The sequence below is a fragment of the Shimwellia blattae DSM 4481 = NBRC 105725 genome (assembly GCF_000262305.1).
GTDB lineage: Bacteria > Pseudomonadota > Gammaproteobacteria > Enterobacterales > Enterobacteriaceae > Shimwellia > Shimwellia blattae.
In genome coordinates this window covers 1600480-1616094 of sequence record NC_017910.1, presented here as the reverse complement: position 1 = coordinate 1616094, position 15615 = coordinate 1600480, and the positions used below count along the sequence as shown (strand labels likewise).

General features: G+C 56.7%; 19 protein-coding genes. 5 read left to right on the top strand and 14 right to left on the bottom strand.

Annotated elements, in window-relative coordinates:
• Positions 1 to 45: 45 nt before the first annotated feature.
• Entirely contained in the window at positions 46 to 270 is a 225-nt protein-coding gene (locus EBL_RS07470; protein ID WP_002440105.1) for a DUF2594 family protein, read from the top strand.
• Positions 271 to 348: 78 nt separating this feature from the next.
• On the opposite strand, the gene sdiA is transcribed toward EBL_RS07470, so the two are convergent.
• From sdiA to yedD, 6 genes are all read right to left on the bottom strand, one after another.
• Positions 349 to 1050 carry a LuxR C-terminal-related transcriptional regulator gene (gene sdiA / locus EBL_RS07465; RefSeq protein WP_002440104.1) on the bottom strand — a complete coding sequence of 234 codons (702 nt, stop codon included), beginning with the start codon at positions 1048 to 1050 and terminating at the stop codon, positions 349 to 351.
• Positions 1051 to 1431: 381 nt separating this feature from the next.
• Positions 1432 to 2184, bottom strand: a complete 753-nt coding sequence (gene tcyN, locus EBL_RS07460; protein ID WP_002440102.1) for an L-cystine ABC transporter ATP-binding protein TcyN — start codon at positions 2182 to 2184, stop codon at positions 1432 to 1434.
• Positions 2181 to 2849 (bottom strand): cystine ABC transporter permease, encoded by a 669-nt coding sequence (tcyL, locus tag EBL_RS07455; protein WP_002440100.1) that lies wholly within the window; start codon positions 2847 to 2849, stop codon positions 2181 to 2183. Before tcyL ends, tcyN begins: the two co-directional genes overlap by 4 nt.
• A gap of 27 nt (positions 2850 to 2876) precedes the next feature.
• Complete coding sequence (gene dcyD, locus EBL_RS07450; RefSeq protein ID WP_002440099.1) at positions 2877 to 3863, bottom strand: D-cysteine desulfhydrase; 987 nt, start codon at positions 3861 to 3863, stop codon at positions 2877 to 2879.
• 120 nt (positions 3864 to 3983) lie between these two features.
• Complete coding sequence (tcyJ, locus tag EBL_RS07445; protein WP_002440098.1) at positions 3984 to 4784, bottom strand: cystine ABC transporter substrate-binding protein; 801 nt, start codon at positions 4782 to 4784, stop codon at positions 3984 to 3986.
• 139 nt (positions 4785 to 4923) lie between these two features.
• Positions 4924 to 5340, bottom strand: a complete 417-nt coding sequence (yedD, locus tag EBL_RS07440; RefSeq protein ID WP_002440096.1) for a lipoprotein YedD — start codon at positions 5338 to 5340, stop codon at positions 4924 to 4926.
• A gap of 210 nt (positions 5341 to 5550) precedes the next feature.
• Here yedD and yedE point away from each other — a divergent pair, with 210 nt between their 5' ends.
• Both yedE and yedF read left to right on the top strand, forming a co-directional pair.
• Positions 5551 to 6765, top strand: a complete 1215-nt coding sequence (yedE, locus tag EBL_RS07435) for a selenium metabolism membrane protein YedE/FdhT (protein ID WP_002440095.1) — start codon at positions 5551 to 5553, stop codon at positions 6763 to 6765.
• Positions 6765 to 6998 (top strand): sulfurtransferase-like selenium metabolism protein YedF, encoded by a 234-nt coding sequence (yedF, locus tag EBL_RS07430; protein ID WP_002440094.1) that lies wholly within the window; start codon positions 6765 to 6767, stop codon positions 6996 to 6998. The genes yedE and yedF overlap by 1 nt, the downstream gene beginning before the upstream one ends.
• Before the next feature lie 91 nt (positions 6999 to 7089).
• On the opposite strand, the gene EBL_RS07425 is transcribed toward yedF, so the two are convergent.
• A complete protein-coding gene (locus EBL_RS07425; RefSeq protein ID WP_014715955.1) occupies positions 7090 to 7881 on the bottom strand; it encodes a MurR/RpiR family transcriptional regulator in 792 nt (263 codons plus the stop codon).
• 315 nt (positions 7882 to 8196) lie between these two features.
• A complete protein-coding gene (dsrB, locus tag EBL_RS07420; RefSeq protein ID WP_002440092.1) occupies positions 8197 to 8388 on the bottom strand; it encodes a protein DsrB in 192 nt (63 codons plus the stop codon).
• A 161-nt stretch (positions 8389 to 8549) separates the two neighbouring features.
• On the opposite strand from dsrB, the gene EBL_RS07415 reads away from it, so the two are divergent.
• The gene (locus EBL_RS07415) at positions 8550 to 8786 is read left to right on the top strand and encodes a YodD family protein (RefSeq protein ID WP_002440091.1); all 237 of its coding nucleotides are present in this window, start codon (positions 8550 to 8552) and stop codon (positions 8784 to 8786) included.
• Positions 8787 to 9015: 229 nt separating this feature from the next.
• Here the strand turns inward: EBL_RS07415 and dgcQ are convergent, their stop codons facing one another.
• From dgcQ to EBL_RS07405, 3 genes are all read right to left on the bottom strand, one after another.
• Complete coding sequence (gene dgcQ / locus EBL_RS07410; protein WP_002440089.1) at positions 9016 to 10698, bottom strand: cellulose biosynthesis regulator diguanylate cyclase DgcQ; 1683 nt, start codon at positions 10696 to 10698, stop codon at positions 9016 to 9018.
• 227 nt (positions 10699 to 10925) lie between these two features.
• Positions 10926 to 11099, bottom strand: a complete 174-nt coding sequence (locus tag EBL_RS19745; protein WP_002440087.1) for a YodC family protein — start codon at positions 11097 to 11099, stop codon at positions 10926 to 10928.
• A gap of 125 nt (positions 11100 to 11224) precedes the next feature.
• The gene (locus tag EBL_RS07405; RefSeq protein ID WP_002440086.1) at positions 11225 to 12139 is read right to left on the bottom strand and encodes a DUF808 family protein; all 915 of its coding nucleotides are present in this window, start codon (positions 12137 to 12139) and stop codon (positions 11225 to 11227) included.
• 179 nt (positions 12140 to 12318) lie between these two features.
• Between EBL_RS07405 and yedA the strand changes: the two genes are divergently transcribed.
• Positions 12319 to 13218: a drug/metabolite exporter YedA gene (yedA, locus tag EBL_RS07400; RefSeq protein WP_002440085.1), complete on the top strand. Its 900-nt coding sequence runs from the start codon at positions 12319 to 12321 to the stop codon at positions 13216 to 13218.
• Here yedA and EBL_RS07395 read toward each other — a convergent pair.
• The 3 genes from EBL_RS07395 to drpB all read right to left on the bottom strand — a co-directional run bounded on the left by EBL_RS07395 (position 13215) and on the right by drpB (position 15544).
• The gene (locus tag EBL_RS07395; protein ID WP_002440083.1) at positions 13215 to 13688 is read right to left on the bottom strand and encodes a very short patch repair endonuclease; all 474 of its coding nucleotides are present in this window, start codon (positions 13686 to 13688) and stop codon (positions 13215 to 13217) included. The two genes, yedA and EBL_RS07395, sit on opposite strands and share 4 nt — an antisense overlap.
• Positions 13672 to 15108, bottom strand: a complete 1437-nt coding sequence (locus EBL_RS07390) for a DNA cytosine methyltransferase (RefSeq protein WP_174270544.1) — start codon at positions 15106 to 15108, stop codon at positions 13672 to 13674. Before EBL_RS07390 ends, EBL_RS07395 begins: the two co-directional genes overlap by 17 nt.
• A gap of 172 nt (positions 15109 to 15280) precedes the next feature.
• Entirely contained in the window at positions 15281 to 15544 is a 264-nt protein-coding gene (gene drpB / locus EBL_RS07385) for a cell division protein DrpB (RefSeq protein WP_034920043.1), read from the bottom strand.
• Between the last annotated feature and the right edge of the window lie 71 nt (positions 15545 to 15615).

Genomic DNA, 15615 nt, shown 5'->3' with positions numbered 1-15615 from the left:
TAGCCGTCATGATAAACGGTGTTCTAACCGAATAGAGGAAAATAAATGAGTACACCTGACTTTTCCACTCGCGAAAATGCAGCAGAACTGGCCCTGGAATTAAGTTGTATGAAGGCGCTGTTCACCCAGATGTTAAAAGCGATGGGGCAGGCTGATGCCGGTAAAGTAATAATTAAAATGGAAAAAGAAATCTCTCAGATGGAAAACAGCAACCACGCAGAGGCTTTCACCAGCACCCTGAAGCAGATCAAACAGGCGTACCGCCAGTAATCTGTGCGCGGCTGGTATCCCGGCCGCCTCCTTTTGTCTGAAGCGCCCTCCCCCCTTCTTTCTTCTACCGCCCCGGCTTTAAATTAATCCCGTTGCTGCCGCATAGCAGGCTATCTGGGTTTTATTCGGCGCATTAAAGCGCTTTTGCATATTTTTCTGGTGAAAATTCACCGTATTTTCTGAGATAGATAAAATCATCGCGATTTCAGATGAGGTTTTCCCTTCTGCCGTCCACTGCAGGATCTCGCGCTCGCGCTTACTGAGCCGCATGGCTCTGGCCTCAAGCATCGGGGTATCAATGCGCTGCAGGGCCGCCATACTCAGCTCACACAGGTGCTGCATCCGCAGCATCAGCTCTTCTTCGGACATGGTCATCATTCTTACTTTGCAGTCAGCCACCGATAAATAGCCAACCGTCCGGTTAGATGCCACCACCCCCTGGGTGAACCCCTGGTGAACGTCTCCGGCCCCCCGGGGCACGTGCGCATCATGCCAGGATAAAAAGCAGCGGCTTCCCGGCTGTTCTTTGAGTATCACATCACAGGCGGCGATATGTTCCATATGCTGCCCGGCCATCCATTGTTCCGGATAATTGGTCGCCAGGGTAAGAAGGTTTTGCCGGGTAAACGGGATGGGGTGGCGCAGGCAAAACGCGCAAAATTCAAACCCCATCAGTACCGACTGTTTTTGCTGCACCAGCAGCAGCTCCGGCGCTGTCTCAACAGACTGAAACGCCAGTGAGCATTCCCGCCACCAGTGGAAAAAATCGCTATCCTGCATAAGTGGCCTGCTCCTTACATAAAGATCATCAATAAAATCAATCGTAAATTTAGCACATTGTTAAAATATATTTACCTTTTAGCATAATATTTTTTACCAATAGCGTAAAAATACAACTATCCGGTAATAAATTACTCATACGATCTGGCGACACGACCACAGGGTATGACACACCGGGGTATATAACGCGGCGAAAAATAGTCTGTTTTTTACGAAATACCGGGCCAGATTAGCATTACAAATAATCACAATGCGTTATCACTGCGTGCGTTATTATTTTTCTTCTGTTAGTGAAATTAATGTGTTAGCAGCAGGACTGCCGCTGGCAGGCAACAGAGGAAGGCACTAAAAACAGAGGCCACCGGGCGGTGGCCTGCCGGATTACTGCATTAAAAATTTGTCCAGGAACTGGCGGGTACGTGGCTGCTGCGGGTTGGCAAACAGCGCTTTCGCTGGCCCCTGCTCCACAATACGCCCCTGATCCATAAAAATGGCCCGGTCGGCCACATCGCGGGCGAAGCTCATCTCGTGGGTGACAATCACCATGGTCCGCTTTTCCGCCGCAAGCTGGCGCATGGTGTTCAGCACTTCGCCCACCAGCTCCGGATCCAGGGCCGAGGTGGGTTCATCAAACAGAATAACCTCCGGGCGCATGGCCAGCGCCCGGGCAATCGCCACCCGCTGCTGCTGCCCGCCAGACAGGCGTCTGGGGTAACTGTTCTCTTTGCCCGTCAGCCCCACCTTTGCCAGCAGCTCCAGCGCCCGGGCGGTGGCCTCTTGTCTGGGCTCCCCTTTCACTATCACCGGGCCTTCAATGATATTTTCCAGCACCGTGCGGTGAGGGAACAGATTAAAGCTCTGGAATACAAACCCGACATGCTGGCGCAGCTCGCGGACTTTCGCCTTCTGGCGGCTCAGCGGAAGGCTGGCGTTGATAGTAATATCCCCAACGCTGATGATCCCGCTTTCCGGTTTTTCCAACAGGTTAATACTGCGCAGTAACGTGGTTTTGCCGGAGCCACTGGGGCCAATAATCGCGACCACTTCGCCGGATTTTACCTCCAGATCGATACCGTGCAGCACCGTCTGCCCGTGGAATTTCTTCACCAGCTGTTTGACACTAATGGTACTCATTTGTTGTCACGCTCCTGGCGATTCAGTTGTTGCTCAAAATAGTTTTGCAGTACCGAGAGCACCGTCGCCATGATCCAGTAGATAACAGAGGCGGCCAGGTACATGGTAAAGACCTCCAGCGTCCGGGAGGTGATCAGCTGCGCCTGGCGGAACAGCTCAGGAACCTGAATGGTCGCCGCCAGGGAGGTATCCTTCACCAGGCCAATAAAGCTGTTGCTCAGCGGTGGTAAGGCCACCCGGGCCGCCTGGGGCAGGATCGCCCGGCGCATGGTCTGCCACGGGCTCATCCCGATACTGGCTGCCGCCTCCCACTGGCCTTTATCAATAGAGCTAATGGCTGCACGCAGCGTTTCTGCCGCATAGGCCGCCGTATTCAGGGAAAGGCCAATCATCGCCGAGGGAATAGGATCCAGCTCGATACCAAATTGCGGTAACCCGTAATAGATCATAAACAGCTGGGCTATCAGTGGCGTGCCGCGAAAAATGGAGATATACATCCGCGCCAGCCAGGAGACCGGCCACAGCGGCGACAGGCGCATTAAGGCCAGCAAAAAACCGAGTATCAGGCCAAAAAACATCCCGCCGATACTGAGTTGCAGCGTAAATATCGCGCCTTTGAGTAAAAAGGGTGCTGAATCCAGCACCAGTTGCAGACTTTCTTGCATCAGTAATTACACTCTGCCAGAGGCCGGTTAAACATGAGGATGGTAGGCAAACAGTGCCGGTGCGCCGCCCGTATGGACAAAAAGAATGGCACCGTCATCTTTAAAACGTTTGCGGCTGATGCCGTCTATCAGCCCGGCCATCGCTTTCCCGGTGTAGACCGGATCCAGCAAAATCCCCTCCAGGCGAGCCAGCAGTTTCACCGCCTCGTTTCCTGCCTCGTTTGGCATGCCGTAAGCGGGGGCAAAATAGTCGTCCCACAGCGTTAACGGGGCCGTTGCGCTGACCTGCAGGCTTTCAGCCACCGCCTGCCGGAGCGCCGCGACTTTGGGCTCTTGCTGGGCCACCGTGCGGGAAACCGTTACGCCGATCAGCTCCGTCCCGGGAAGTAACTGCTCCAGCCCCACGGCAAGGCCCGCGTGCGTACCGGCACTGCCGGAGGCCACAACCACGCTGGATAAATCAATAATATCCTCACACTGGTGGGCAATTTCCAGGGCACTTTCCACATACCCAAGCGATCCCAGGGCATTTGAGCCCCCTACCGGCACCACATAGGGGCGGAATCCCTGCGCTTCCAGTTTTTCCGCCAGGTCAGCCAGCTGCTGATCCGGGGCATCCAGCGCCGCACACATTTCCACCTGCACGTTATACAGATCCAGCAGCAGCCGGTTGCCGTTAGTCAGGTAGTTTTCCGCCGTAGTGCCGATGGGGTTTTCCAGCAGCGCAACGCAGTGCAGCCCAAGCCGGGCGGCAACCGCCGCCGTCTGGCGCACATGGTTGGATTGTATCGCCCCGGCGGTAACCAGCGTATCGGCCCCTTCGCGCAGGGCATCGGCAGCAAGAAACTCCAGCTTGCGCAGTTTGTTTCCGCCAAGCCCCATGGGGGTCAGATCATCGCGTTTAATGTAGATTTCCCGCCCGAGGTGATCAGAAAGCCGCGGCAGGTATTCCAGCGGCGTGGGGGCGCCAATCAGCTCCAGGCGCGGAAAGTGAGTGAGATGTTGTAGTGGCATATGGCCTCCGGACACAACAATACTGGCAGGACATCGTGATCAGCCAGACAGGGTCGGCCCCCTGTAGTGAAAATGAAAAAAGGTGCTGTTTTCAGCACCTTTACCACGGGTCATGGCTCGTTATTTCGTGACGTCTGCACCGAACCATTTCTGGGACAGTTTCTCAAGGGAACCGTCTTTTTTCATGGTTTCCAGTGCGTCGTCCACGGCTTTGAGCAAATCTTCATTGCCCTTACGCAGCGCCACGCCAGACTCCTGGCGTGAGAAGGGTTCGCCCGCCACAGCCAGTGTGTTATTGGTTTTTTTCACCAGATCCAGTGCTGCCAGGCGGTCAACCAGAATGGCGTTAATACGGCCCACCCGCAGATCCTGGTATTTGGTCGGATCATCGTCATAGGTGCGGATATCCACCCCGGGTACGTTCTGGCGCAGCCACTCTTCATAGTTGGTGCCCAGCCCTACCCCGACTTTTTTGCCTTTCAGATCGGCGGCGGTTTTGATGGTGTCTTCATTGCCCTTTTTCACCAGTGCCTGAATACCGGACACGGTATAAGGGGTGGAGAAATCATATTTTTTCTTGCGCACATCGGAAATAGTGACCTGGTTAATCACCACGTCAATACGCCGGGAGTCCAGCGAGGCGAGCATACCGTCCCATTTGGTGGGTTTCAGCGCGGCTTTCACCCCGAGGTGCTGCGCCAGCTGCTGCGCAAATTCCACTTCAAACCCGGTCAGTTTGCCGTCATCCCCCTGGAAGCTGAACGGCGGGTAAGTCCCCTCCAGCCCGACCAGTAATGTACCGCGCTCTTTGACCTTATTTAACAGACCCTCTGCCGCAAACGCCTGCACGCTGGCACCGGCAATCAGCGCCACGGCCAGGGCTCCCATCAGAGACTGACGACCCAGTTTTACAAAATTCATAGACACCCCAAATCAGCTAGTTACAGCTAGTGTAGAACGACGGCGCGTCACAGCGTTAAAACCGAACGCTACAAATTATGCTTTTTCGCTATATAACGAGAGTAGACTTTTTCTGCTTACCGTGCTCCCGGCCGTGCTGTCACGGCGCCACCTCTGAGGCCAGCGGGTGTTTCGCCAGGAAATCCTCACACTCCCCGGTCAGCCGGTCCACTTTATGGAGCGTCATGCCCGCATAATCCAGGCTGGCGCCGTCAGGAGAGATGTCGTAAATCTCCAGTTTGCTGGTGACGTTATATAAATCATCGCCGCGGCGCATAAGTTTCCCCGGCACCGCAATCACCCGCTGCCACTGGCGGCAGTCCAGCGTATCCCCTTCCGGGGTGACCAGCAGGCTTGCGATAGCCTCCGGGCTGACCAGCTTGCTCTGAGGCCCGGTGCTTTGCCAGTATCCGGCAATTCCCTGCGGCGCAGGAACCTTCACCACCTGTTGATAATTATCCACCTGAACACAACCACCAAGCGCCAGCACAGTGGCCAGAATTGCTATTTTTTTCATCCTCTTCCCCAACGCGGAGCAAAGTAACATTTTGGCATTAAAGGGCGCAGCCTGCCATCCCCGTAAGCGATACGCCCAAAATTGATCATGGATAATGAATCGTAATATTGATGAGTTGTACTGATGAATTCGGCGTATGATCCGCGCCTCACCTTTTTGCGCCGTGGCGCATACCATTATCGTTCCGTCTGAGTTCAGAGGATAAACGCCATGTCCTGGCACAGTTTTAAACAACAATTTCTGATCAAATTCTGGTCACCCGTTCCTGCCGTTATTGCTGCCGGATTACTCTCCACCTATTACTTCGGGATCACCGGCACCTTCTGGGCGGTGACCGGTGAGTTCACCCGCTGGGGGGGCGAGCTGCTCCAGCTGGCGGGGGTCCATGCGGAAAACTGGGGCTACTACAAGCTGATGCATCTGGATGGCACCCCGCTGACCCGCATTGACGGGGTGATGATTATCGGCATGTTTGGGGGCTGTTTTGCCGCCGCTTTATGGGCCAATAACGTAAAACTGCGCCTGCCGCAGCATAAAATCCGCGTGTTTCAGGCCATCATTGGTGGTGCTATTGCGGGCTTTGGTGCCCGTCTTGCCATGGGTTGCAACCTGGCGGCATTTTTTACCGGCATTCCTCAGTTCTCACTGCATGCCTGGATTTTTGCCCTGGCGGCGGCCATCGGCACCTGGTTTGGTGCCCGCTTTACCCTGCTGCCGGTGTTCCGTATTCCGGTAAAACTGCAGAAAGTCAGCGCTCCGGCCCCCTTCACCCAGAAGGTCGATCGCGCCAGGCGTCGTTTTCGCCTCGGGATGGTGGTTTTCGCCGCCATGCTGGCCTGGGGCGCTGCGCTGGCGTTACATCAGCCGAAACTGGGCATGGCAATGCTGTTCGGGGTCGGGTTCGGCCTGCTGATTGAGCGGGCGCAGATCTGTTTTACCTCAGCCTTTCGTGATTTGTGGATCACCGGGCGCACCCAGATGGCCAAAGCGATTCTTGCCGGTATTGCCGTCAGCGCGCTGGGGATTTTCAGTTATGTTCAGCTGGGAATGGCACCCAAAATTATGTGGGCGGGCCCGAATGCGGTGATTGGCGGGCTGCTGTTTGGCTTCGGTATTGTGCTGGCGGGCGGCTGCGAAACCGGCTGGATGTACCGCGCCGTTGAAGGCCAGGTGCATTACTGGTGGGTCGGGTTCGGCAATGTGCTGGGCTCCACGTTGCTGGCCTGGGTGTGGGATGATATTTCCGCACCGCTGGCAACCCGCTGGCCGAAAATCAACCTGCTGGAAAGTTTTGGCCCCCTGGGCGGCCTGCTGGTGACGTATCTGCTGTTACTGGCGGCCTTTTTGCTGCTTGTCGCCTGGGAGAAACGCTTCTTCCGCGCGAAAAAAACCGCCCCTCAGCCTGTCGCGATGGAGAACCTGTAATGAGCCAGTACGTACCTGATTTTTGCCTTGATATGCGCGGTGAGCCCTGCCCTTACCCGGCAGTAGCCACGCTGGAGGCGCTGCCGCAACTGGCAAAGGGCCAGATTCTGGAAGTGATCAGCGACTGCCCCCAGTCGATTAATAACATCCCGCAGGATGCCCGTAATCACGGTTATACCGTGCTTGATGTGCAGCAGGACGGGCCCACTATTCACTATCTGATCCAGCGCTAACCTTCCCGGCCCGGGGCAACCCGGGCCTATTTCCCCGGTACTACCCACGCCCCGCTGCGCACCATATAATTTTCCGCATGCCTGATGCGCTCTACGGCCTCCTCTCCGTGGCGGTTAACCAGCGCTGCAGTAACGATTCAGCAACCCCCATACCGGCCACCACCGACGGGAAAAACGACGGGCCATCGGTAGGAAACCACAGGGATTTTGTTGCCCCGACGGCAAGCGGTGATGTTGCAGAGTCTGTCAGGGCAATAATGGTCGCCTGCACGCTGCGGGCCGCCTCCAGTACCAGTAATGACTCACGCGAATACGGCGCAAAGCCGATTATCACCAGCACATCACCGGGGCCAATATCCCGGGTGAACATCTCATCATTGCTGGCGAAGCCGTCTATCAGCGACACATGCTTATAAAACAGGCGGTAGACATAATAGACCGACCAGGCAATCGGAAAGCTGGCGCGAAACCCGCAGATATAGACATGCTCGGCGTTATCCATCAGGGCGATGGTCTCCCCCATGGCGGCGCGGTTTTCATCGTGGCAACGGGCCATATTGCGGGTGTGGGCGGCGAACATATCGTCATACAGGCGGGCCGTATCATTGAGCTCCACCAGCCGGGAGGCCCGGGAGGTGGGGCTTTCTGCGCTGACGGTCATACTGGCAATAAAATCGTTTTTCAGCGCGGACCAGCCTTCATATCCCAGGCGCTGGGCCAGGCGGTGCAGCGTGGCGGGCTTCACCCCGGCGTTTTGCGCATAGGCGCGCATTGACAGGGTCATCACATCGTGGCTGTGGGTCAGCGTAAAACCCGCCGCACGCTGCAGCTCAGGGGTAAGGAGCGGTAAAAATTGCTGTATACGTTGTCTGGGATGCATCATTTTAATCCTGGTTACGATCCAGTGTAACCCGCAGGTAACTGATAACGATTAATGAAGTATCACAGTGTTATATCGTGAATAAAGCAGAAGTGGCGGAAGAAAATATGAGAACAGGATCAATATCTCAAAATAGCGAAACCCGGGTAGATACCCGGGCTGGCCTCAACCCCATCCGGCGCTTATCTCCGGCACTCACCGACCGAGGGTGGCTTAGCTCTTGAAGGGGTAAACACACTATACCCTGGCACCGGAAGGGGATCTTAACCATTGTTGCTGAGCTTATCATTTAAATAACAATTAAATGACACAGCGGGGCTATTCCGCGGAGGCCTCAACAAAAATGCCATCCGGGTGCCCCTTCTCGTTAAAGAACCAGATCCCCAGCGGATACTCCTCAAGGGAGACCAGATACATGGTCCCCTCACTGAACTCCTCAATCGCCAGTACCACACCGGGCCGGCGCGGGCCGCCATCGGTTTTGACTGTCACCCGGTCATTTATCTTCATAACATCCTCCTGATTCCGTTACCCGCAGTGTAGCTAAAACCCGGCCAGGATTCAGCTGTTCGCGCAATGAGAATCATTCCTGCTAATTCCTCCTGCCCATCACTAAAATCAGCACTGCCCGCTATACTTTTAAAGGGAAGAAGCAACAGAGGACAGGCACCATGAAACGGTTCACACCAGGCTTGCGTGCTACGGTACGGAATCAGGCAGATATCGATGTTGATGCGTTACTGGCCGCGATCAACGAGATCTGTGAAAGTGAGATCGAGCCCGCCATCAGCGATGACGATCCGCAAAGGGTGACAATCGGCGGCACCCGCTACCATACCCTAACCGAGCTGGCGGAGGCCTTTGAGCTGGATATCCGGGATTTCAGCACGCTGGAATGCAACCGCTGAATAAAAAGATCCCCGCAGGCGCGGGGATCAAACTTGCATAAGCAAGAAGCAGTTGAAAATTCGTTACACCAGTAATCCAGTGTCAGAACAAAATATCTTGGTTCAATCTACGGCACAAGGCCGTTCTTAAGAGCGAAATATTCTGCCTGTATAATTTTTTCTTCTATCACGCCCTGAAGCCAGGCCCGGCGCAGCTTACCATATCTGATGAGATGGCCCGAGCCATCAGTCAATCACCATTATTGGTGGGGGGCATCTCCCCGGCACACACCTGATCGCGACCGTGAACTTTCGCGTAGTACAGGCGCTCATCCGCCCGGATCTGCAACTGGGTGAAATCCGCCGATTCCAGCTCCGTGGAGCAGCTCACGCCAAAAGAGGCGGTGAAGTGGATAGTCGTTTTTGCATCGATCAGTAACGCTTTATTGCGGAGCCGCTGGCGAATACGCTCGGCCACCATCCGGGCATCGGCCAGTGTCGCCCCGGGCAGCAGAATACAGAACTCCTCCCCGCCTACCCGGCCGGAAATATCGGCACTGCGTAAGGCAGACAGAATCATCGCCCCTGTATGGGCCAGCACTTTATCGCCGGTGTTGTGGCCGTAGGTGTCGTTAATCCATTTAAAATGGTCAAGATCCATCTGAATCACCGACAGCGGCTGGTGCTGATTGCGGCATATTTCCATCTGGCGGTTGGCGAGATCATAAAATGCGCCGCGATTGTACAGGCGCGTCAGGGCATCGAAATTCGCCCGCCAGCTCAGGGCCCCCTGTAGTTTCATCATGCTCTTCACCAGCCGTAACATAACGTACCAGCTCAGCAGCAAAACCAGACTGCACAGTATGCCGAGCATCAGCAGGATACGGCTGATGCTCCCCAGACCACCCCGCAGCCCCTCATGTAGCGTGTGAACCCGCACCAGCACCCCGTCATAACTGTTCAGCCTGGCCCAGGTGACAAAGCGCGTGCCCATGCGCAGGGAGCCTTCCATAAGGTTACCGTCCATCGCCTGCTGGAGCCGGGCGATTTGCCCGGCGCTGAACCAGGGGGCCTGGGGCGGGAAAAACGCACTTGAGGCTATCTGCCTGAAGGCGCGGTTATACAGTAAAACCGTGCCTTCATTTTTATCCTGGATATTATCCAGCAGGAACGCATGGATAGCGTCGAGAGAGAAATCGATGCCCAGCACGCCATACCAGTAGTGGTTCAGATCCAGCGGCACACTGGCCGCTACACCGTGGAGCGGGTATACGCTGTCTGTCCAGACCACCGCCCGGGCGCGGTTAATATGCTCTTTATTTCCCTCAAACCAGGGGGCATTGAGGATCTTCCCGAACAGGTATTCGCTCCGGTTGCCTGAGGGAACGGGGGTGGTCGCCAGGTAATAGCCCGCCCGGGAGACATAAAAAATTCGCCGCTGGAAGTCCTGGCTGTAGTCGGCAAGCTGCAGGATGTAGCTGAGCTCCAGCGCGGCGGTCAGTTCGTTATTCAGCTCTGGTATATCCCGGGACAGGGGCGGATGGCGCGTAACAAAATCATCGGAAGTGCCGTAGACCGGCAGCCCGCGGCGCTGTGCCAGCCGGACAGACCAGTCCGGGGCGCTGCGACGCTCGGCAAACTGCTCAATTGCCAGGCGAGTTTTATCCGTTGAGGAGGGTGACTGCAGAGCATAATGCATGGTATTGCGGTAAAACAGCAGGTTATCCACACTATGCTGAAACTGGCGATCCAGTGCTGAGGCCACCTCTTCGAGGCTGGAGACCTGCTCTGCCACGTAGGCCTGCTCCAGCACCACAGCGACCCGCCATGCCAGCATCAGCGACAGCACCAGCACGGCACTGAAACAGCAATGCACCACCCGTAGTGGATTTTTGAACCGCCCCAGAATTTGCCGGATAGACCTGTCTGACACAACTGAACTCCCTGAAACCGCGAGAAATTATCTGAATACTCAGATGCGCCTGACCAGTGATCCGGCAGATATCACAAAGTATAGTGGCCGCCTTTCTGCCACACGTGGCGATTATAGTCTTCCCGGGAGGCAAGTAAAAAAACCCTCCGGAGAGGGTTTGCAGATACGGGCAGTTTGCGTTATGCCCGGCAATCATTCAGGCAACAGGCTAAGCGGTATACGGTGGATTACTCCCCGCTGGCGCACTCACCAGGTAACAGCTCATCCTCATGGAACGCCTCACGCTGCACGCTGTAACCGTCATACCAGCGGCATTCCACCATGCCGCCGGACTCGCCGGTTACCACCATACGTTGCCCGCCGCTTTTGTGCATCACTTCATCACTGACCACATAGACCATAAATGACTCCGGTATCAGGGGAAACAGCAGGGATAACAGCTAATCTGTTACCCTCTGCCTGCACGCTCAGTAATCAGGGTATCGCCACCAGGCTCAACTTTTCGCAACATATATACAGCATTTTTTTAACTGTCACCACCCCCGCGCAGGCGCTGAATGAATTCAACAAGCAAAATAATTATTCCGCCGCACACAGCCCCTACAACCATGTTCACCACCAGCGGTATCAGCATCTCCCCGGCAGCTCCGCCCGCCGCTGCCCACTGCTCTGTCAGATGGTGCAGCGGACCAATGCCGTGGGCCACAATGCCCCCCCCAACCAGAAACATAGCCAGGGTACCGGCGATCGTCAAAAAGCGCATCAGCCGGGGGGCCAGCGCCAGCAGGCCACGGCCCAGAATATGCGCCACCTGCCCTTTGCGGGCGACCAGCCAGTAGCCCATATCATCCAGCTTGACGATAACCCCGACAATGCCGTAAACCCCCACCGTAACCAGCAGCGCGATACCGCTCAGCACCAGGATCTGGTTTAGCAGCGGTGCCTGGGCAACAATTCCGAGGGTGATGGTGACCACCTCGGCTGACAGCACAAAATCGGTGCGAATAGCGCCTTTTATCTTATTGCGCTCGTAGGTCTGCATTTCGGCGCTGTTGAGCGCCTCCAGCCGCTGGATCCGCGCCTGCTCCGGATCGGTATCTTTGTGGCGCGTCAGACTGTGCACCACTTTCTCCATCCCCTCAAAGCACAAATACGCCCCGCCCAGCATCAGCAGCGGCGTAATCGCCCAGGGAATAAAGGTACTGATCAGTAACGCCAGGGGCACAAGGATAACTTTATTCAGCAGGGAGCCCTTCGCCACGCCCCACACCACCGGCAATTCACGATTCGCGCGCACGCCAGAGACCTGCTGCGCATTCAGCGATAAATCATCCCCCAGTACACTGGCGGTTTTTTTCGCCGCCACCTTTCCCATCACCGAAATATCGTCCAGCAATGTGGCAATATCATCCAGCAGGGTTAATAAACTACTTCCGGCCAACTTTTGATCCTTTTTTATCGCTTACAAACGCCCGTTAGTATGGATGAAAAGCCGCAGAGCGGAAACACTTTACCGCGTCAACGGAAATCTCTTAACCACCGCGAATTAAATTGCTCGCCAGCTAACGATTTTTCCCGTTTACTATTGCCCTTTGTTAACACTTTTATTACAGAGGCAGTATGCGCGCAGGTCGCCTGTTACCCCTGGTTGGTGCGCTGTTTGCGCTCTATATCATCTGGGGCTCCACCTATTTTGCGATTCGTATCGGTGTCGAAAGCTGGCCCCCGCTAATGATGGCCGGTGTCCGCTTCAGCATCGCCGGGTTACTGATGCTGGGGATTTTACTGCTGCGTGGCCATAAACTGCCCGCCCTGCGGCCGATGCTCAATGCCGCCCTGCTGGGCTTTTTACTGCTGGCGATGGGTAATGGCGGCGTGACCGTGGCCGAGCACCAGAATGTGCCCTCCGGTATTGCGGCGGTGATGGTCGCCACCGTTCCTCTGTTCACCCTCTGCTTTAGCCGCCTGTTTGGTATTGCCACCCGGAAACTGGAGTGGGCAGGCATCGCCCTTGGCCTGTGCGGTATTATTATGCTCAACAGCGGCGGCAATCTCAGCGGCAACCCGTGGGGGGCGGCCATGATCCTGGTGGGCTCCCTGTGCTGGGCGTTTGGCTCGGTTTACGGCTCACGTATTGAACTGCCCACCGGGCTGATGGCGGGCGCCATTGAGATGATTGCCGCCGGGATAATTCTGCTGGCGGCCGCAGGGCTGAGCGGCGAGACCCTCACCCGGATGCCCCCGCTCCGGGGCTGGCTGGCGGTAGGTTATCTGTCGCTGTTTGGCTCGATGATAGCCATCAGCGCGTATATGTACCTGATTCGTACCGTTACACCGGCGGTTGCCACCAGTTATGCCTATGTGAACCCGGTGGTGGCGGTGCTGCTGGGGACCCTGTTCGCCGGCGAGTCCCTCTCCACGCTGGAGTGGGCGGCGCTGGGGGTGATTATCGCGGCAGTGGTGCTGGTCACGCTGGGAAAATCCCTGTTTCCGGCCCGCAATCAGAGCCGCAACGGTTAGCCCAACGGGGCCCCGTGGATACCTGCCGCGTCTATCTGCGCCAGGGCCCCGCCTTCACATAGCCACTCTTCTATCCGCTCGCTCAGCCAGTGGTCATCCCGGCGCTGTTTACCGCGCAGGGCGCACTCCCAGACAATCAGCACCCGCCAGCCACCGGCCAGCAACTGGTGCACGGCCTGCTCATCGCGCCGGGCGTTGGCGGTAATTTTTTCCAGCCAGAACGCGGTGCGCGTGGCCGGTAAGCGGAACAGATAACAGGAATGGTGGTGCCAGAAGCAGCCGTGCGTAAAAATGACCGCCCGGTAGCCGGTAATCACAAAATCAGGCCGCCCGGGAAGCCCCTGCCCCTGGGGCTGCCAGGCAATCTCCAGCTGGTTCAGCAGCCCGGCCAGGCGCTTTTCAATCGCCGTATCCCGGGTGCCAATGGCCCGCATATTTTTACTGCGAATCGCCTTACTGTGGACATCCATCGGCACATTGCTCTGCCGGGCGCTGCGCCACCGCACGCAAAATACGGCTCTCCAGCAGCCGGGCCACCGCCGCGAAGGCGGGCACCACCACCGAGTTTCCCAGCTGGCGATACGCCTGGGTATCAGAGACCGGCAGGCGGAACGGCTGCCCCCCGGGGGTTTCAAAGCCCATCAGCCGGGCGCATTCGCGCGGGGTAAGGCGGCGCGGGCGGCGTTTCTGATTTTCCGGATCCGCAAAGTGCTGCTCCCCCAGGGTTTTATCCCAGCCGCGATCGACCAGAATTTCCGCCCCGTCTTTAAAGTAACGGGCAGAGAGGGTGCGCGCCACGCTTGCGGGGTTGGCAGGATCCACCAGCCCGTAGCCAAACCCGTTGCCCTTTGCCTGGTGCTTGCGGGCGTACTGGTAGAGGTAGTGCCACAGGGTCGGGGTCAGAATATATTTGGCATCGACAACCGGCTCCAGCAGCTCGCCGAACGTCGGGCGACGCTCAGGGTAAAACTGCGGCAGATCGCGCAGTGTAAAGCCCGGATGCAGGTTCAGATCCCGGCGGAATCCGACCAGGATAATGCGCTCCCGGTGCTGGGGTAAAAAGTGCCTGCCGTCGACAATTTTCGGATCCGCAACGCCGCTGGCCTCTGCGTCTGCCACTTCATAGCCCAGCTCGTCGAGGGTCTGCATAATAATGCGAAATGTGTTGCCCCCGTCGTGGCTTTTGAGGTTTTTCACGTTCTCCAGCACAAAAATGGCCGGTTGTTTTGCCGCGATAATCCGCGCCACGTCAAAGAACAGAGTGCCCTGAGTTTTGCAGGCAAACCCGTGGGCGCGCCCCATGGCATTCTTTTTGGAGACCCCGGCCAGCGAAAAGGGCTGACACGGGAAGCCGGCCAGCAGCACATCATGATCCGGCATATTCTGCTGAATATGCGCGCTCGCCTGTGCCTCGCTGACGGTGGGCTGGTTGCTCAGAGTCAGGCTGCGGATATCCTGGTTGAAATGGTGCTCCGGCCCGCAGTACCAGTTGGCTTTATAGGTGCGCACCGCGAATTTGTTCCACTCGCTGGTAAAGACACACTGCCCGCCGATCGCTTCAAAGCCACGGCGAATACCGCCGATACCGGCAAATAAATCAACAAAGCGGAAGCGGTAGTTGGGGTGTATGGCAGGCGGCGCGGGCAACAGTTGTGCCAGCTCGCGGTACTCCCGGGGGGTGAGCAGCGTGCTGTCGTCCTCCTGCTCCAGAAGGCGTGATAACAGCGCGCGGGTCCATTTGCGATCGCCAACGGCGTTCATCCGCGCCAGCAGCGCAACCGGGCGGTAGATATCCAGCACCCGGGTAAGCACATCCCGTGCCCGGGCGGCATCCGGTGCGGCGTGGTGATCAGGCAGAGGTTGATTTTTCAGTGTGCTGACTTCGGGCATCACGTCGACCATTTAACAAATCGAAATAAGGACCAGAGTATCACAAAGCGGTTAATACAATAGGGTTTTGATCGTAAAGCGCGGCAGGCCCCGCAAACACCAGACAGGGTTTGCAGGGCGCAAGGATAACATCAGAACACAGATCCGGCACCAGGCCAGATTAGCTTCGCGATTAACGCTGTCGTGGCCGGGTATACCAGGCCAGCCCCCCCAGCAGCGCACAGACACCGCCCAGGACCATAAAGCCACACAGCGCACTCAGCCAGATCCCCGTAGAGGAGTTCAGTTCAGAGATCCCCGGACCACTGGCGGCGGGATCGGCCCCGCTGACTACCCAAAAATAACGTACCATTGCCCATACAGAGTAGAGGCAAAAACCATAAAATAGCCACAGCGCCAGGCGCCCACCCGGGTCCCGCGTTGGTTTTTCGTCCATTACCTGAGACATACCTTCTTCTCAAATGATTAATTGCTTACCTGCGTAACCACGCATTTTACCGCGTGATT

Excerpts from the sequence above, each read along its gene's own strand:
- EBL_RS07470 (WP_002440105.1), top strand. The coding sequence starts at position 46 with ATGAGTACACCTGACTTTTCCACTCGCGAAAATGCAGCAGAACTGGCC.
- sdiA (WP_002440104.1), bottom strand. The coding sequence starts at position 1,050 with ATGCAGGATAGCGATTTTTTCCACTGGTGGCGGGAATGCTCACTGGCG.
- tcyN (WP_002440102.1), bottom strand. The coding sequence starts at position 2,184 with ATGAGTACCATTAGTGTCAAACAGCTGGTGAAGAAATTCCACGGGCAG.
- tcyL (WP_002440100.1), bottom strand. The coding sequence starts at position 2,849 with ATGCAAGAAAGTCTGCAACTGGTGCTGGATTCAGCACCCTTTTTACTC.
- dcyD (WP_002440099.1), bottom strand. The coding sequence starts at position 3,863 with ATGCCACTACAACATCTCACTCACTTTCCGCGCCTGGAGCTGATTGGC.
- tcyJ (WP_002440098.1), bottom strand. The coding sequence starts at position 4,784 with ATGAATTTTGTAAAACTGGGTCGTCAGTCTCTGATGGGAGCCCTGGCC.
- yedD (WP_002440096.1), bottom strand. The coding sequence starts at position 5,340 with ATGAAAAAAATAGCAATTCTGGCCACTGTGCTGGCGCTTGGTGGTTGT.
- yedE (WP_002440095.1), top strand. The coding sequence starts at position 5,551 with ATGTCCTGGCACAGTTTTAAACAACAATTTCTGATCAAATTCTGGTCA.
- yedF (WP_002440094.1), top strand. The coding sequence starts at position 6,765 with ATGAGCCAGTACGTACCTGATTTTTGCCTTGATATGCGCGGTGAGCCC.
- EBL_RS07425 (WP_014715955.1), bottom strand. The coding sequence starts at position 7,881 with ATGATGCATCCCAGACAACGTATACAGCAATTTTTACCGCTCCTTACC.
- dsrB (WP_002440092.1), bottom strand. The coding sequence starts at position 8,388 with ATGAAGATAAATGACCGGGTGACAGTCAAAACCGATGGCGGCCCGCGC.
- EBL_RS07415 (WP_002440091.1), top strand. The coding sequence starts at position 8,550 with ATGAAACGGTTCACACCAGGCTTGCGTGCTACGGTACGGAATCAGGCA.
- EBL_RS19745 (WP_002440087.1), bottom strand. The coding sequence starts at position 11,099 with ATGGTCTATGTGGTCAGTGATGAAGTGATGCACAAAAGCGGCGGGCAA.
- yedA (WP_002440085.1), top strand. The coding sequence starts at position 12,319 with ATGCGCGCAGGTCGCCTGTTACCCCTGGTTGGTGCGCTGTTTGCGCTC.
- EBL_RS07395 (WP_002440083.1), bottom strand. The coding sequence starts at position 13,688 with ATGGATGTCCACAGTAAGGCGATTCGCAGTAAAAATATGCGGGCCATT.
- EBL_RS07390 (WP_174270544.1), bottom strand. The coding sequence starts at position 15,108 with ATGCCCGAAGTCAGCACACTGAAAAATCAACCTCTGCCTGATCACCAC.
- drpB (WP_034920043.1), bottom strand. The coding sequence starts at position 15,544 with ATGGACGAAAAACCAACGCGGGACCCGGGTGGGCGCCTGGCGCTGTGG.